Raw genomic sequence first — 15,473 nt, 5'->3', positions numbered from 1 at the left:
TCATTTTCAACAAAAGTGGAAACGATTGTCAACAAGGGGTGGTGAACGCCACCGCGGGATACCGATTTGATACAGGGGGTGCGCCCGCCGCTAATCTGAGGCATTCGCCGTTCGCCGTCGTAATGAAGAGAGCACCGTGGCCGCCGACAAGATCGACAGCATCGTCAACCTGAGCAAGCGCCGTGGCTTCGTCTACCCATGCAGCGAGATCTACGGCGGACAGCGTGCCGCCTGGGACTACGGGCCGCTCGGGGTCGAGCTGAAGGAGAACATCAAACGCCAGTGGTGGCGTTACATGGTCACTTCGCGCGAGGACGTTGTCGGTCTCGACTCGTCGGTGATCCTGGCTCCCGAGGTCTGGGTGGCCTCGGGCCATGTCGCCACGTTCACCGACCCGCTCACCGAGTGCACCTCCTGCCACAAGCGTTACCGCGCGGACCACCTGGAGGAGGCGTACGAGGAGAAGCACGGCAAGCCGGCGGCCAACGGCCTGAAGGACATCAACTGCCCCAACTGCGGCAACAAGGGCACCTTCACCGAGCCCAAGTCCTTCTCCGGTCTGCTTTCCACCCACCTCGGCCCCACGCAGGACTCGGGCTCGGTCGCGTATCTGCGTCCCGAGACCGCGCAGGGCATCTTCACCAACTTCGCCCAGGTGCAGCAGACATCGCGCAAGAAGCCGCCGTTCGGCATCGCGCAGATGGGCAAGTCCTTCCGTAACGAGATCACGCCCGGCAACTTCATCTTCCGCACACGTGAGTTCGAGCAGATGGAGATGGAGTTCTTCGTCAAGCCCGGCGAGGACGAGACGTGGCAGGACTACTGGATGGAGCAGCGCTGGAACTGGTACCGGGACCTCGGCCTGCGCGAGGAGAACATGCGCTGGTTCGAGCACCCGAAGGAGAAGCTCTCCCACTACTCCAAGCGCACCGCCGACATCGAGTACCGCTTCAGCTTCGGCGGCTCGGAGTGGGGCGAGCTCGAAGGCGTCGCGAACCGCACCGACTACGACCTCAACGCGCACTCCAAGGCGTCGGGCCACGACCTGTCGTACTTCGACCAGGAGGCCGGTGAGCGCTGGACCCCGTACGTCATCGAGCCCGCCGCGGGTGTGGGCCGCGCGATGCTGGCCTTCCTCCTCGACGCGTACAACGAGGACGAGGCGCCCAACGCGAAGGGTGTGCTGGAGAAGCGCACGGTGATGCGGCTCGACCCGCGGCTGGCGCCGGTGAAGGTCGCGGTGCTGCCGCTGTCGCGCAACCCGCAGCTGTCGCCGAAGGCGAAGGGGCTCTCGGCGGACCTGCGGAAGAACTGGAACATCGAGTTCGACGACGCGGGCGCGATCGGCCGGCGCTACCGCAGGCAGGACGAGATCGGTACGCCGTTCTGCGTCACCGTCGACTTCGACACACTCGACGACGACGCGGTGACGGTGCGCGAGCGCGACACCATGAAGCAGGAGCGCGTCTCGCTGAGCCAGATCCAGGGTTACCTGGGTGAGCGGCTGCTCGGCTGCTGATTACGGTCGTGGCTCGAAGCCCCCGGTTCCATGACGGAGCCGGGGGCTTCGTCGCACACTGCTCATTGGCCGCATTCGTCAACAGGAGGCACCCATGCCGCCCACGACCAGCAGCAAAGTAAGCCGATGGGACCAGCACGGCCGCGAGCATGTCGTCCATGTCCAGAAGGCGGGCATCCAGCGGGCGTTGACCTGCGACACCTGCGGCTGGAACAAGAACGCGCAGTTCCTGCCGTGGCTCAAGGCGGAGGAACATCTCGGCGAGGCGCACCAGGCGACGGTCGATCCGACGGTGACGGGCAACGGCTGAGAGGGGCCGCGGGGCGTGTGCCCGGCCGGGAAAATGAGGTGACGGGTGCCACCCGCCCGGTGGTAGCGTCTCGGGCATGTTCTTCCAGATCTACGAGTGAGAACGCGGCGGTCACGGTCCGCCTCTCACCAGACGAATCCGCAGATCACTTCGCCTTCACCAATTCGGGAGAACCCGTGGCAAAAAGCCGGAACAACCTCCTCGGCGTGGGCGGACAGCGTAAGAAGCTGTCCCGCGCCGACCAGCAGGGCAACGGCCCCACCCGGAACGCCGACCGCAAGGTCGCCGAGGACAAGAAGCAGGAGCTCGTGCGCAAGATGCGCGAGCGGGCGACCGGCACGGAGTCCGAGGAAGGCACCGCGAACACCGACGACGCGACCGACGCCACCGACGCGACGGACGCGACCGGCGCGAGCGACGGGCCTGCCGCCCGGTCCTGACCGACACAGCACGACGACGGCCCCGGTCACCTCTGTGACCGGGGCCGTCGTCCGCGCCTCACCTCACCTCGCGCGGCAGCCGCAGACTCAGGCCCCCCGTCAGGACGATCGCGGCCAACTGCACCAGCAGCGTCACGGTCAGGGCGGTGCCCATCCCCGAACTCTCGGTCAGGCTGAGGAAGAGCGAGCCGAGCGTGGCCACGCCGAGCGCCAGCGCGGACTGCTGGGTCGTGATCATCACGCCGCCGCCCACACCGGCCCGCTCCGGCGGTACCTCGGACAGCACGATCCGGAAGATGACCGGCAGTTGGAGGCCCTGGCCGAATCCCGCGATCGCGGTGCCGGGCAGCAGTGCGAGCGTGCCGAGCGACGGCCAGTCGCGCCAGACCGTGAACGCCAGCAGCGCGATACCGACCGCCTGGATCACGGCGCCGACCGTCACGACGAGGCTGCCGTGGCGCCGTACCAGCCGGGGCCCGGCCAGCGTGGCGAAGAAGAAGGCCACCGCGCACGGCACCAGCGCCACCCCCGCGGTGACGGCGCTCATGTGCAGCCCCTGCTGCATGGCGATCGCGATGACGAACATGAAGCCGCCGAAACCGATCGAGAACGGCAGCACGAGCACGAGCCCCCGGCGCAGCGAGACCAGCGCGAACAGGCTCGGTGGTACCAGCGGCGTACGGCCCTGCCGGTCCGCGCGCCGCTCCACGGCGAGGAAGGCGAGCGCCGCGACAGGGAAGGCGGCCAGCGACACCCAGGTCCACGCCGGCCAGCCGGCCGCGCGGCCCTCCGTGAGGGGCGCGAGGAGCGTCATCAGCGCGACCGCGAGCAGCACGGTGCCCGGTACGTCGATGGGCGCGGGCCGCTGGGAGCGGGTCTCGGGCATCGTACGGAGGGCGAGCAGCAGCCCGGCGAGCGCGATCGGCACGTTCACCAGGAAGATCGCGCGCCAGCCGCTGCCCGCGATGTCGGCGGCCACCAGCACACCGCCGAGTATCTGGCCGACGACCATGGAGAGCCCGGCGGTGGCGCCGTACAGGCTGAGCGCCTTCGCCCGGCGGTGTCCCGACGTCGCCGACTGGATGGTGGCCAGCACCTGCGGGAGCATCAGCGCCGCGGCGGCGCCCTGGGCGACGCGGGCGCCGACCAGCGTCCAGGCGTCGGGCGAGAGGCCGCAGGCGAGCGAGGTCAGACCGAAGGCGGCCATGCCGGTCATGAAGAGCCGCCGGCGGCCGAACATGTCGCCGAGCCGTCCGCCGAGGACGAGCAGGACGGCGTACGCGAGTCCGTAACCGGCGACCACCAGTTCCAGCAGGGCGGGGCCCGCGTTCAGGTCGTGCTCGATGGTGGGCAGGGCGACGTTGACGATGAAGAAGTCGATCAGCGGGAGCGCGGCACCCAGGAGCACGGTGAACAGGCCGAGGGGACCCAGTACGGAGCCGTGGTCGTGGATGACGGTCGCGTCGGTCGCGGACGTCGCGGTGGAGGCGGATGCGGACGTTGACGTGGAGAGAGGCGCGGATGTTCTACTCACCTCACCGACGATCGTTCCGCGCGGACCCTGGTACCAGAGTGTCTTTATCCTGGTAGAGGAAGTACCTGGTAATGGGCTGAGGTGAAAGAGAGACTGACTCCATGACCACTGTGGTCCGCGAACCGGACATCCGACGGCACGAGCTCGCGGACTTCCTCCGCAGCAGGCGCGAACGCATCACCCCCGAGCAGGTCAGCCTGCCGCGCGGCAGCCGCCGCCGCACCCCGGGCCTGCGCCGCGAAGAGGTCGCGCACCTGTCCGCCGTGGGCGTCACCTGGTACACGTGGCTGGAGCAGGCCCGCGACATCCAGGTCTCCGCCCAGGTGATCGACGCGCTGGCCCGCGCGCTGCTCCTCGACCCCAGCGAGCGCGCCCACCTGTTCGCCCTGGCGGGCGCCGTCGACCCGGCCCCCGGAACGCCGTCCCCCACGATCACGCCCGCCGTGCGGCTGATGCTGGAGCGGCTGGACCCGTTCCCGGCCTGCGTACAGAACGGGCGCTACGACATCCTGGCGTACAACCGCACGTACAGCGCGATGCTCTGCGACCTCGACGCGCTGCCGCCGGAGGACCGCAACTGCCTCTGGCTCGCCTTCACCAACGAGCGGTGGCAGTCCGCCCTCGGCAACCGCGCGGAGACCGTCCGGCTGATGGCGGCCCGGTTCCGCGCCGACATGGCGGAGCACCTGGCCGAACCCGCCTGGAAGACCCTGCTCGGGCGCCTGCGGGCGGCGTCGCCCGAGTTCTGCGAGATCTGGGAGCGGCACGAGGTGGTCGGTACGGCCTCCAAGACGAAGAGGTTCATCAACGCGAGCGTCGGCGAACTCAGCCTCCATCACACCAACCTCTGGCTGAGCCCGAGCAACGGCAGCCGTCTGGTCTCGTACGTCCCCGCCGACGACGAGGCCCGCGAGCGCCTGGAGCGGCTTCATGACCTGACGCTCGCCGGCGTCTGATCCGGCGCGGGGCGCCGCTCAGCCTCTGGCGTCCGGCGAGCCCGGCACCGACGCCGGTCCCAGCCGTTCGGCGTTGCGGCGAGCCGTACCCCGCGCCCACTCCCCGGTGGTCAGCGCGCCGATCGTCAGGACGCCCAGGCCGAGCCCGGTGATGATCCACCACGCGGGCCGGCTCGCGACGACGAAACCCGCCTGATCGATGGCCCCGCGCTGCGTGGGCGACGCGGCGCCCGCCGCCAGCACCGCCCCGATGACCGCGACGCCCAGCGTCTGGCCGATCTGCCGGCTCGTCGACGCGACGGCGGCGGCCACGCCCGACTGGGCCAGCGGCATCCCGGCCACCGCCGTGTTGGTGATCGGGGCGTTCACCATGCCGAAGCCGATGCCGAACAGTACGTATCCGGTGAACAGCGACCCCAGACGCGTCTCCGCCTCGAAGACCGCGAACAGCAGCCCGCTCGTCGCGAGGGCCGTGCCCGCGATCAGCAGGGGGGCACGCGCTCCGTACGAGCCGACGAGCCGGCCCGACAGCGGCGCGCAGACGAAGGCCAGTGCCGCCATCGGCAGGATGTGGAGACCGGCGTCCAGCGCGGAGAGATCCCGGACGTTCTGGAGGTAGAGCGTGTTCATGAACAGGAAGCCGCCGAGGGCGGCGAACGCGCACACGGCGATGAGGGTCGCCCCGCTGAACGGCGCGCTGCGGAAGAAACGCAGATCGATCAGCGGCTCGGCGCGCCTCGGCTCGTACATCAGCAGCCCCGTCAGCGCGCACGCCGCGACGCCGACGAAGGTCAGGATCAGCGGTGACGTCCAGCCGGCCGTCGGGGCCTCGATGATCGAGTACGTCAGCGCGCCGAGGGTGATCATGATCAGCAACTGGCCGACCGGGTCGGGGCGGCGCGCCTTGGCGGCGCGCGACTCGGGGACGTACCGCCAGGTCAGCAGGAACGCCGTGAGCCCGACCGGCAGATTGATCAGGAAGATCGCGCGCCAGCCGACCGTCTCCACCAGCAGGCCGCCGATGACCGGCCCGGCCGCCAGCGAGATACCGACGACCCCGCCCCAGATCCCGATCGCGCGGGCGCGTTCACGGGGATCGGTGAAGGTGTTGGTCACGATCGACAGCGCGACCGGGTTGAGCATCGAGCCGCCGACCGCCTGAATGATCCGGAACGCGACCAGTGTCTCCAGGGTCGGCGCGAGCGAGCAGAGCAGTGAGCCGAGCGTGAAGATCACCAGCCCGGTCTTGAAGACCCGCCGTCTGCCGATACGGTCGGCCGTCGAGCCCGCGAGCATCAGCAGAGAGGCGATGACCAGGGTGTACGCGTCGAGGGTCCACTGGAGGCCGGCGACCGTGGTGTGCAGTTCCCTCTGCATCGAGGGCAGTGCGACATTGAGCACCGTGTTGTCGAGGCTGACGATCAGCAGACTCATGCAGCAGGTCCCCAGGATCACCTTGCGCCGGTGGGGACCGAACTCCTCCACGGACTCTTGGGACGGCTTCGACCAGGACTTGGGGTGGGGAGCTGGCATGGGGCGATGGTAAGTCCGGCACCCGGCGGCCCCTCGGCCGCCATGCGCGACAATGGACGGATGACCGCTCCGCTCGCCCCGTCCCCCGCGCCGCCGCGCCCGCTCGCCACCGGCCCGCTCGCCGTCGGCCCGCTTCCCGCGGGTCCGCTCGCCGTCGGCCCGTACTCCGTGCGTCCGCCCGTGGTGCTCGCACCGATGGCCGGGATCACCAACGCGCCGTTCCGGACGCTGTGCCGGGAGTTCTCGGGCGGCAAGGGGCTGTTCGTCAGCGAGATGATCACCACGCGGGCGCTGGTCGAGCGCAACGAGAAGACGATGCAGCTCATCCGCTTCGACCGGGCGGAGACGCCGCGCTCGATCCAGCTGTACGGGGTCGACCCGGTCACCGTCGGCAAGGCCGTCCGCATGATCGCGGACGAGGGCCTGGCCGACCACATCGACCTGAATTTCGGCTGCCCCGTCCCCAAGGTCACCCGCAAGGGCGGCGGTTCGGCCCTCCCGTACAAGCGGCCCCTGCTGCGCGCGATCCTGCACGAGGCCGTGTCGAACGCCGGTGACCTCCCGGTCACCATGAAGATGCGCAAGGGCATCGACGACGGCCACCTCACCTACCTGGACGCGGGCCGCATCGCCGTCGAGGAGGGCGTGACGGCGATCGCCCTGCACGGCAGAACCGCCGCCCAGCACTACGGCGGCACGGCCGACTGGGACGCCATCGCCCGCCTCAAGGAGCATGTCCCCGAGATCCCCGTCCTCGGCAACGGCGACATCTGGTCGGCGGACGACGCCCTGCGGATGGTCCGCGAGACCGGCTGTGACGGAGTGGTCGTGGGCCGGGGATGTCTCGGCCGGCCATGGATCTTCGGCGATCTGGTGGCGGCCTTCGAAGGTACGGGGGAACTCGCCCGGCCCACGCTCCGCGAGGTGGCAGGCGTCATGCGGCGGCACGCGGAGCTGCTGGGGGAGTGGATCGGCGACGAGGCGCGCGGGGTGATCGACTTCCGTAAGCACGTGGCCTGGTATCTGAAGGGCTTCTCGGTCGGCTCCGAGATGCGCAAGAAGCTGGCCATCACCTCCTCCCTCGCCGAACTGGACGCACTGCTGGGCGAGTTGGACCTGGACCAGCCGTGGCCGGACGGCGCCGACGGGCCGCGCGGGCGGACGTCGGGCAACAACCGGGTGGTCCTGCCGGACGGCTGGCTGAAGGACCCGTACGACTGCACGGGCGTCGGCGCGGAAGCGGAACTGGACACCTCCGGCGGCTGACAGGCCCCGTTCAGGGGTTCTGGAACGTGACCTCCGGGTCGGCCGGGGTGGGGCCGTCCAGCAGGGGCTGGTGGATGCCCCGCAGCTCCTGGTCGAAGAAGGCGCCCACGTACGACGTGGTGATCTCGCCCGAGCGGGGGCCGGGGAGCGGGGCCGAGGGGTCGGTCATGCCGAGTTGGGCGGCGAGGACGGGCAGGTCGATGAAGGTGAAGTGGCCCGAGTCGCGGACCGTGAGCCAGCGCTTCCAGCCGTCGAGGCGCTGCCAGGTGGTGGGCCAGGTGGCGTCCTTGCTCGTTGGCGCGTGGCCGCCGAGGGTGCCGAGCATCAGGAACGGGCGGCCGTCGAGGCCGGTGGCGGGGACCGGCTGGAAGAACGTGCCGTCCATGTTCACGCCCGCGCGGATCCGTCGATCGACAGTCATGGCATGCGCCGAGGCGTTGCCGCCGAGCGAGTGGCCCACCGCGCCGACGCGCTTCGGGTCGATCATCGCCGAGTGCCGCCAGAGGGCCGGCTTGCCGGCTGTCGGGCGCCTGGTCAGCTCGTCGACGGCGAAGGAGATGTCGGCCGCGCGGTCGGCGGCGGCCTTGGCGAGCCGTTCGCGCGACGCCTCGTTAGTCGGCGCCGCGTCGAGGACATCGCACGCCACGCAGGTGAGGGTGCGCCCGCCCGGGAAGCTCGTGCCGAACGACTCGTAGGCATGGTCCAGCAGGGCCACCGCATAGCCGCGGGAGGCGAGTTCTTCCGAGAGCGTGGTGAGGATCCCCCGGGTGAGGCTGAAGCCGGGGGAGATCACCACCAGCGGGTGCCTTCCGTCGGCGGGGCGGGCGCCGGTGCGCGCGTTCGTCCGGGTACCGGTGACCTGCTCGACGCCGACCACGCCGGTGAGCTTCTGGCTCTCCAGGAGCGCCTGGGCCTCGTCGTCGGTCAGGTAGGGCGCGCGGGTGCCGGAGCCGTCCGCGCGGGCCGGGTAGTACATCGACACCATCAGCTCTCGCGCGCCCGCGGTGGGTACCCACGGGTCGCGGCGCTTGTCGTCCACGAGATGCCGTATCTCCCTCCCGACCGCGAACGGGCCGGTGGGGCGGGGGAGTTGAAGGACGGTGGCCGCGCGGTCGGGCGCGGCTGTCGCGGTGGGCGACGGGACGGCGTGGGCGACGACCGTCGAGGCCGACGGCGGGAGGGTGAGGGCGAGGACAACTGCGGCTGCCCAACCGCGAGTTCGGTTCATGGGCGAGAGCCTAGGAACGAGTCGCGCCTCGCCGTACCGACGAAAGTCAACCGCCGCCCCTGCCTTTCGGCGCCAACTCCCCTGGGGCGTGTCCGACAAATAGGGGCGTCCGCCGCAGGGCGGGGGGCGCGGCGTCCGGTGCGTGCGGTCGCAAGGCGGAGGATCGGGCTCGTACTGGGCGTACATGGCCGACTGAGCACAACACAGCGAGCGTGCGTGCCGGGCGTCGTGGGCCGGGCGGGACTTTGCCGACGCCCCTACGGGAGAAGCCCCGCCTCGTGCGCGACGATCGCGGCCGCCGCCCGGTTGTCCACCTCAAGGCGGGCCAGGATCGAGCTCACGTGCGCCTTCACCGTCCCCTCCACCACATGCAGCCGCCGGGCGATCTGCCCGTTGGACAGCCCGCAGCCGACACAGACCAGCACCTCCCGCTCCCGGCCGGTGAGCGTGTCCGTCCTGGCGCGGGCGGCGGCGCGGCGCCCCGCCACGGCGCCCGCGCCGGTCGCCGCGAGATGCGCGACGACGCGGGCGGCGACCGTGGGCGAGAGACAGGCGGCGCCCTCGGCCACCGCCCGTACCCCGGCGATCAGTTCCTCCGGCTCGCCCGACTTGATCAGAAAGCCGGCCGCGCCGCCGCCGAGCGCCTGGAGGATGTAGTCGTCCTCGCCGAACGTCGTCAGCATGATGACGTTCGTCTCCGGCACGGTGGCGCGGATCTCGGAGGCCGCCTCGATGCCGTCGAGGCCCGGCATGCGGATGTCGAGGACGGCCACGGCGGGACGGTGACGCCGTGTCAGCTCCACCGCGTCGCGGCCGTCGCCCGCCTCCGCGACGACGTCCATGTCCGGGGAGGTGGACAGAACGGCGCGGACTCCGGCGCGGATCATCGGTTCGTCGTCGGCGATCAGCACGCGGATCATCGGCCGACCGCCTTCGCGCCCCGTACTCCGCCGTTCACGGGGCGAGCGCGTCCAGGGACACCAGCGTGCCGTCCCGGAAGCAGAGCCGGTAGACATCGCCGGAGCGGTCGTCGAAACGGTCGGCCGTCATCGCGTAGTACTCGCACGTCGTTCCTCGCTCTTCCGGGTCCGCGCCGGGCGGCCGTTGGTTCGTCTCGCGGTCGGGCAGGAACGTGCCCACCTCCGACCTGTCCAGTCCCACCCGCAGCCGGGCGTAGTCGCCGGGGTCCAGCACCGACCGGGACGCCGAATACGCCTCCCACCGGGCGAGCGCCCCGCTCAGCAACGCCGCCGTGACCAGCGGCAGCATGACCGCCGCGACGAGGGTCCTGCTGACGCGGCGGCGGGCGGCGCGGTGCTCCTGGGGCGACGGCGACGGCGACGGCGACAGCGACGGGGGCGCGGACGTGGATGTGGACGGCGGTGGGCGTCGGGGCGGCGGGACATGCGGAATGCGGGCGCCCACGGAGAAGCCCCCGTCGCGCGGGCCGTACTCGAAGGTGCCGCCGGCCAGCCGGACCCGCTCGTCCAGCCCGATCAGACCGCGTCCCGCCTCCCGGCCCGAACTCCCCCTCCGTACAGGCGACTTGGGCGCGGACGGTGACGGACCGTTCTCCACCACGACGGTCGTCTCACCGGCCGAGTGCGTCACCCGCACCGTCGCCGTCGCCTCGGGCGCGTGCTTGGCGATGTTCGTCAACGCCTCCTGTACGACGCGGAAGGCGGCCCGCCCGACCATCGCGGGTACCTCCGCCGGCTCGCCGTCCACACACAACTCCACCGCCAGCCCCGACGCGGCCGCCTCCTCGGCCAGCCGAGCGATCCCTGTTCCCCGTACCTCGGGATCCCCTTCGGTCTCCTCGCGCAGGACACCGATCACCTCTCCCAGCCGCTCCACCGCTGCCGCCGCCCTGGTCCTGATGTCCCCGGCGACCGTCCGGTGCCGCTCGTCGAGGCCGGGCGCGAGCTTCAGGGCGCCCGCCGACAGCGCGATCAGGCTCAGGTCGTGGCCGAGCACGTCGTGCATGTCCTGGGCGATCCGGGCCCGCTCGCGCGACCTGGCCTGTTCGGCGACCAACCGCTGTTCACGTTCGAGCTGTTCGGCCCGCTCCCAGCCCGCCTGTGTCAGGTCCTGCCACTGGCGCCAGAACCGCCCCGCGAACCACGGCAGCGTCGCGCCGAAGGCGACCACGCCGACGAACCAGTCCCCGAACTCCGGCCGGCCGGGCACGGTGGTGACCGCCACCACCCCGGCCGCGAGAGCCGCGACCAGCACGAGCGCGGTCGGACCGGTCCTGCCCGGCCGCCGCCCCGCCAGGAACGCGGCGATCACCGTCGGCACGGTCCACCACAGGCTCAGCGCGCTGAGCCCGGCGCACACCGTGGTGGCGGCCGTCAGCAGGGCGCCGGACGGGACCGGTCCGCCGGCCCGCCCGGGTGGGTGTCTTTCGGCCGTCGTTCTTCCGGCTGTCGTCGTGCTGTCCACACGTACGACCGTACGGATCTCCGGACCCTTCCGACACTGCCGAAAGTCCAGTCAACGGCCTGCGACACCCGGCGCCGCGTGCCGCTCCAGCGGCGCCGCGGCGGCCGAGTTGGAGACGCTGAACGCGACCGTGCCCGCGCGATAGCGGTCGTCGGTCCACTCGATGGGGCGCCCCGCCGCCGTGTACGTGAGATAGCGCTGACGCAGCAGTGGGCTGCCCCGGCGGACCCGCAGCAGTCTGGCGTCCTCGCTCCCTGCCGCGAGCGCGTCGATCAGATGCTCGCCGTAGTGGGCGACTATGCCCGCGTCCGCCGCGATGCTGTCCATGATCGACACGCAGTCCTCGGGCAGCGCCCGGACGGCGGGGGCCACCCAGTCCGTGTACGCGGTGCGCTCGACGAGGACCGGTTCGCCGTCGAGGTGGCGCAGCCGCAGGACGTCCAGCACCTCGCTCCCGGGGGCGATACCGAGGCGGGCCGTCTCCTCGGCGGTGGCCGGCCGGGTCGTACGCGTCAGGATGCGGCTGGCTACCTCGCTGCCCATCGCCCGCGCCCACTGCGCGAAGCTGTTGAGCTGCTGGAAGCTGTGCCGCCGCTCCTGGCGCAGGACGACACGGCGCGCCCCCTGGCGTGAGCCGATCAGTCCCTCGGAGGCGAGCAGCCCCACCGCCTGGCGGACCGTGCCGCGCGAGGCGGACCAGTGGGCCGCGAGATCGCTCTCGGACGGCAGGCGCGCGCCGATCGGGTACTCGCCGTCGAGGATCGACTGCCGCAGCGCCTCCGCGATCTCCAGATAGCGCGAACCCGCCGAACTTCCCACGCCGTTGCTCCCCCCAGGTCGACCGGTGCCGACCGGTCCCGGTCCTGCCGTCATGCCTCATGCCGTCCTGCCGTCGCGCCCCGTCGTGCCTGTCATTCCGGTCCGGTCGGTCAGCCGGGCCGACTGTGCGCACGTACGTCTGTACGCGGATGCCTTTCAGGCACCGTACCCGTTCCCGCCCCTTCGCCCTCCACCCTCCTGAATTCCTGTGCCGATCAGGTGCTTTGTGGGTGTTTTTGTCTTCCACGGGCTGTGCCGGGACGGCCATCGTCCGTTCACCTCCCGGTCATCCGCACCGGGCGAACTGATCCCAGCTTGTATGAACAAGTTGAGCCCTTACTCAAACCCTCACCGCTTCCGGGAGTCCCCGCGTGACCCGTATACGCATGCGCGCCAACGGCCGGCTCATCGCCGCCCTGGCGCTCAGTACCGCCGCACTCACCACGCTCACCGCCTGCGGTGCGAAGTCCGACACGTCCGCCGACGCCGACACGGCCGGCGGTGTGAAGGCCGGCGCCGCCGTGACCGTCTCGGACTTCGGCGGCATGGACGCCCTCGTCGCCGCGGCCGAGAAGGAGGGCACGCTCAACGCGATCGCCCTGCCGCCGGACTGGGCGAACTACGGCGAGATCATCAAGTCCTTCGAGGCGAAGTACAAGGTCGAGGTGGAGGTCGAGACGCCGGACGCCGCCAGCGCCGACGAGATCAACGCCATCAAGTCCCGCAAGGGCCAGGACCGCGCCCCCGACGTCGTCGACCTCGGCATCCCCTTCGACCGCAGCGGCGCCGCCGAAGGGCTCTTCGCCCCGTACAAGGTGACGTCCTTCGACAAGATCCCCACGGCCCAGAAGGACCCGAACGGCCTCTGGTACAACGACTACGGCGGCTACATCTCGATCGGCTGCGACGCCTCCCGCGTCAAGACCTGCCCCACCACCTTCGCCGATCTCCTCAAGCCCGAGTACAAGGGCAAGGTCGCGCTCAACGGCAACCCGAACAAGTCCGGTTCGGCCTTCGGCGGTGTGTACGCGGCGTCGCTCGCCAACAAGGGCACCTTCACCGACATCCAGCCCGGCATCGACTACTTCGGCGAGCTGAAGAAGAGCGGCAACTTCATCCCCGTCGAGTCCACCCCGGCCACGGTCCAGAAGGGCGAGACCCCCATCTCGATCGACTGGGACTACCTGAACGCCGGTTACGCCGACCAGTTCAAGGGCAAGGGCGTCGACTGGCAGGTCGCCGTACCGACCGACGGCGTGTACGCCCAGTACTACTCGCAGGCGATCAACAAGGACGCGCCGCACCCGGCCGCCGCCCGCCTGTGGATGGAGTACCTGTACAGCACCGAGGGTCAGAACCTCTTCCTGAAGGGGTACGCCAGGCCTGTACTGCTGCCCTCGATGACCGAGGACGGCTCCGTCGACAAGACCTTCGTCACCAAGCTGCCCAAGGTCGACGGCGACCCGACGTTCCCCGAGGCGGCCGACCTCGACAGCGTCAAGGCCGTACTCGCCGAGAACTGGGACAAGGCCGTCTCCTGATGGCTGTTTCCGCCGTGCCCCCTCCGGGCACCTCGTCCCCGCCGCCCGCCGCCGACGGCACCCGCCGTCGGTGGCGCGCGCCCCGACCGCACGGAACGCGTTCGCGGGCGCCCCGGCCGCGCGCCTGGCTCGGCGCCCTGCCGCTGCTCGCCTTCGCCGGTGCCTGCTTCGGACTCCCCGTCGCCGCCGTCGTGTACGGCGCCTTCACCACCAAGGACGCGGTCACCGGCGCCACTTCGGCCACCGGCGCCAACGTCTCCACCTCCCTCCAGGGGCCCTACCTCACCTCCCTCACCGGCAGCGTCGAACTGTCGGCGCTGACCGCCCTGATCGGCACCGTCCTCGGGATGCTCATCGCCCAGGCCGTCGTCACCTCACGGCGGCGCGCGCTGCGCGAGTCCGTCCTCACCGCGTCCGGGGTCCTCGCCAACTTCGGCGGGGTGCCACTCGCGTTCGCCTTCGTGGCGACCCTCGGCATCTCCGGTGTCGTCACCCAGCTCGCGCATCTCGACGCGGCGGGCTGGAATCTCTACTCGTTCACCGGACTCACCGTGATCTACCTCTACTTCCTGGTGCCGCTGATGGTGCTGGTCAGCGTCCCCGCGCTGGACGGCCTGCGCCCGCAGTGGCGGGAGGCGGCGCAGAACGCCGGGGCCACGGACGCGCAGTTCTGGCGCCACGTCGGACTGCCGGTCCTTCTCCCCACCCTGCTCGGCGGGTTCGTGCTGCTCTTCGGCAGCGCGTTCGCCGCGTACGCGACGGCCGCCGCGCTCGTCGGCGGATCCGTGCCACTGGTCACCCTGAAGATAGCCGCGGCGCTGTCGGGGAACGTGCAGGTCGGGCAGGAGAACGTGGCGCTCGCGCTGAGCCTCGACATGATCGTGATCGCCGGTGTGGTGATGGCGGTCTACCTGCCCCTCCAGCGACGGAGCACCCGATGGCTGCACTGACCCCGACGGCGTCCGCGACCTCGCCGGCGGCTCCGCCTCCCAAGGAGGTGACGCCGGCCGCCTCCTCGGTACGCGGGAGGCGCCGCCCGCGTGTCTGGCGCGGGGCCGTACTGGTCCTGGCCGGGATCTACTTCGTCGTACCCCTGCTCGCCTCGTTCGTCTTCACCGTGCACACGCCCGGCCAGGGCGTCTCCTTCGAGGCGTACACCGGCATCCTGTCGGCGGAGGGGTTCGCGGACAGCCTGCTGCTCTCGCTCGGGCTCGCCGCCTGCACCATCGTCCTGTCCCTGCTGCTGGCGGTGCCCGCGCTCGTCGCCGTACGGCTCGGGGCGCCCCGGCTGCGGCCCCTCGTGGAGATCGTCTGCATGCTGCCGCTGGTGGTGCCGCCGATCGCGCTCGTCAGCGGGATCACCACGGTGCTGGGCTGGGGACCGGAGTATCTGTCCACGACGCCGCTCTACCAGACGTTCATCGTCGTGCAGAACGAGTCGTTCCCGCTCGTGCTGGTGATCGCGTACACCGTGCTCGCGCTGCCGTTCGTGTACCGGTCGCTCGACGCGGGCCTGCGCGCGGTCGACATCCCGACACTCGTGGAGGCCGCGCGCAACTGCGGGGCGGGCATGCCGTACGTGATCCTCCGGGTCGTCCTGCCCAATCTGCGGTCGTCGCTCGCGGGGGCCTCGTTCCTCACCCTGGCGCTGGTCCTCGGCGAGTACACGATCGCCGCACTGCTCGGCTACCAGCCCTTCGCGGTCTGGATCGTCACCATCTCCGGCTCGCAGGCCCAGACATCGGTCGCGGTGTCACTGCTCAGCCTGCTGATCGCGTGGGCGCTGCTGATGGTCCTGTCCCGCGCGGGAGCACGCGCGGCCGCCGGAGCCACCAGCCCGGCGCCGGGCGCCCCGACTTCCCTCTCCGGCAAGGAGTAACCC

14 protein-coding genes are annotated in these 15,473 nt (G+C 70.9%); 8 read left to right on the top strand and 6 right to left on the bottom strand.

Features of this window, described 5'->3' with window-relative positions:
• Positions 1–136: 136 nt before the first annotated feature.
• From ACIBBB_RS09485 to ACIBBB_RS09475, 3 genes are all read left to right on the top strand, one after another.
• Positions 137–1,519: a glycine--tRNA ligase gene (locus ACIBBB_RS09485; protein ID WP_189108249.1), complete on the top strand. Its 1,383-nt coding sequence runs from the start codon at positions 137–139 to the stop codon at positions 1,517–1,519.
• Between the two features lie 94 nt (positions 1,520–1,613).
• A complete protein-coding gene (locus tag ACIBBB_RS09480) occupies positions 1,614–1,829 on the top strand; it encodes a hypothetical protein (protein ID WP_398980416.1) in 216 nt (71 codons plus the stop codon).
• A gap of 176 nt (positions 1,830–2,005) precedes the next feature.
• A complete protein-coding gene (locus tag ACIBBB_RS09475) occupies positions 2,006–2,269 on the top strand; it encodes a DUF6243 family protein (RefSeq protein WP_398980415.1) in 264 nt (87 codons plus the stop codon).
• A 58-nt stretch (positions 2,270–2,327) separates the two neighbouring features.
• Here the strand turns inward: ACIBBB_RS09475 and ACIBBB_RS09470 are convergent, their stop codons facing one another.
• Positions 2,328–3,722 (bottom strand): MFS transporter, encoded by a 1,395-nt coding sequence (locus ACIBBB_RS09470; protein ID WP_398980771.1) that lies wholly within the window; start codon positions 3,720–3,722, stop codon positions 2,328–2,330.
• 182 nt (positions 3,723–3,904) lie between these two features.
• Between ACIBBB_RS09470 and ACIBBB_RS09465 the strand changes: the two genes are divergently transcribed.
• On the top strand, positions 3,905–4,759 hold the full coding sequence (locus ACIBBB_RS09465; RefSeq protein ID WP_398980414.1) for a helix-turn-helix transcriptional regulator: 855 nt from the start codon (positions 3,905–3,907) through the stop codon (positions 4,757–4,759).
• A gap of 18 nt (positions 4,760–4,777) precedes the next feature.
• Here the strand turns inward: ACIBBB_RS09465 and ACIBBB_RS09460 are convergent, their stop codons facing one another.
• On the bottom strand, positions 4,778–6,292 hold the full coding sequence (locus ACIBBB_RS09460) for an MFS transporter (protein ID WP_398980413.1): 1,515 nt from the start codon (positions 6,290–6,292) through the stop codon (positions 4,778–4,780).
• A gap of 42 nt (positions 6,293–6,334) precedes the next feature.
• On the opposite strand from ACIBBB_RS09460, the gene dusB reads away from it, so the two are divergent.
• On the top strand, positions 6,335–7,558 hold the full coding sequence (gene dusB / locus ACIBBB_RS09455) for a tRNA dihydrouridine synthase DusB (RefSeq protein WP_398980412.1): 1,224 nt from the start codon (positions 6,335–6,337) through the stop codon (positions 7,556–7,558).
• A 10-nt stretch (positions 7,559–7,568) separates the two neighbouring features.
• Here the strand turns inward: dusB and ACIBBB_RS09450 are convergent, their stop codons facing one another.
• The 4 genes from ACIBBB_RS09450 to ACIBBB_RS09435 all read right to left on the bottom strand — a co-directional run bounded on the left by ACIBBB_RS09450 (position 7,569) and on the right by ACIBBB_RS09435 (position 12,050).
• Positions 7,569–8,786, bottom strand: a complete 1,218-nt coding sequence (locus ACIBBB_RS09450) for an alpha/beta hydrolase family protein (protein ID WP_398980411.1) — start codon at positions 8,784–8,786, stop codon at positions 7,569–7,571.
• Positions 8,787–9,043: 257 nt separating this feature from the next.
• The gene (locus tag ACIBBB_RS09445; protein WP_398980410.1) at positions 9,044–9,706 is read right to left on the bottom strand and encodes a response regulator; all 663 of its coding nucleotides are present in this window, start codon (positions 9,704–9,706) and stop codon (positions 9,044–9,046) included.
• Between the two features lie 34 nt (positions 9,707–9,740).
• Positions 9,741–11,231: a sensor histidine kinase gene (locus tag ACIBBB_RS09440; protein ID WP_398980409.1), complete on the bottom strand. Its 1,491-nt coding sequence runs from the start codon at positions 11,229–11,231 to the stop codon at positions 9,741–9,743.
• A 51-nt stretch (positions 11,232–11,282) separates the two neighbouring features.
• Positions 11,283–12,050: a GntR family transcriptional regulator gene (locus tag ACIBBB_RS09435; RefSeq protein WP_398980408.1), complete on the bottom strand. Its 768-nt coding sequence runs from the start codon at positions 12,048–12,050 to the stop codon at positions 11,283–11,285.
• Between the two features lie 386 nt (positions 12,051–12,436).
• Between ACIBBB_RS09435 and ACIBBB_RS09430 the strand changes: the two genes are divergently transcribed.
• The 3 genes from ACIBBB_RS09430 to ACIBBB_RS09420 are packed head-to-tail and all read left to right on the top strand — an operon-like array spanning position 12,437 to position 15,470.
• On the top strand, positions 12,437–13,591 hold the full coding sequence (locus ACIBBB_RS09430; RefSeq protein WP_398980769.1) for an ABC transporter substrate-binding protein: 1,155 nt from the start codon (positions 12,437–12,439) through the stop codon (positions 13,589–13,591).
• The gene (locus ACIBBB_RS09425) at positions 13,591–14,541 is read left to right on the top strand and encodes an ABC transporter permease (RefSeq protein WP_398980407.1); all 951 of its coding nucleotides are present in this window, start codon (positions 13,591–13,593) and stop codon (positions 14,539–14,541) included. Before ACIBBB_RS09430 ends, ACIBBB_RS09425 begins: the two co-directional genes overlap by 1 nt.
• On the top strand, positions 14,529–15,470 hold the full coding sequence (locus ACIBBB_RS09420) for an ABC transporter permease (RefSeq protein WP_398980406.1): 942 nt from the start codon (positions 14,529–14,531) through the stop codon (positions 15,468–15,470). Before ACIBBB_RS09425 ends, ACIBBB_RS09420 begins: the two co-directional genes overlap by 13 nt.
• The last annotated feature ends 3 nt before the right edge of the window (positions 15,471–15,473 follow it).

Source organism: Streptomyces sp. NPDC051217 (genome assembly GCF_044455465.1).
Classification (GTDB): Bacteria; Actinomycetota; Actinomycetes; order Streptomycetales; family Streptomycetaceae; genus Streptomyces.
This window is presented reverse-complemented; position numbering and strand designations above follow the sequence as displayed.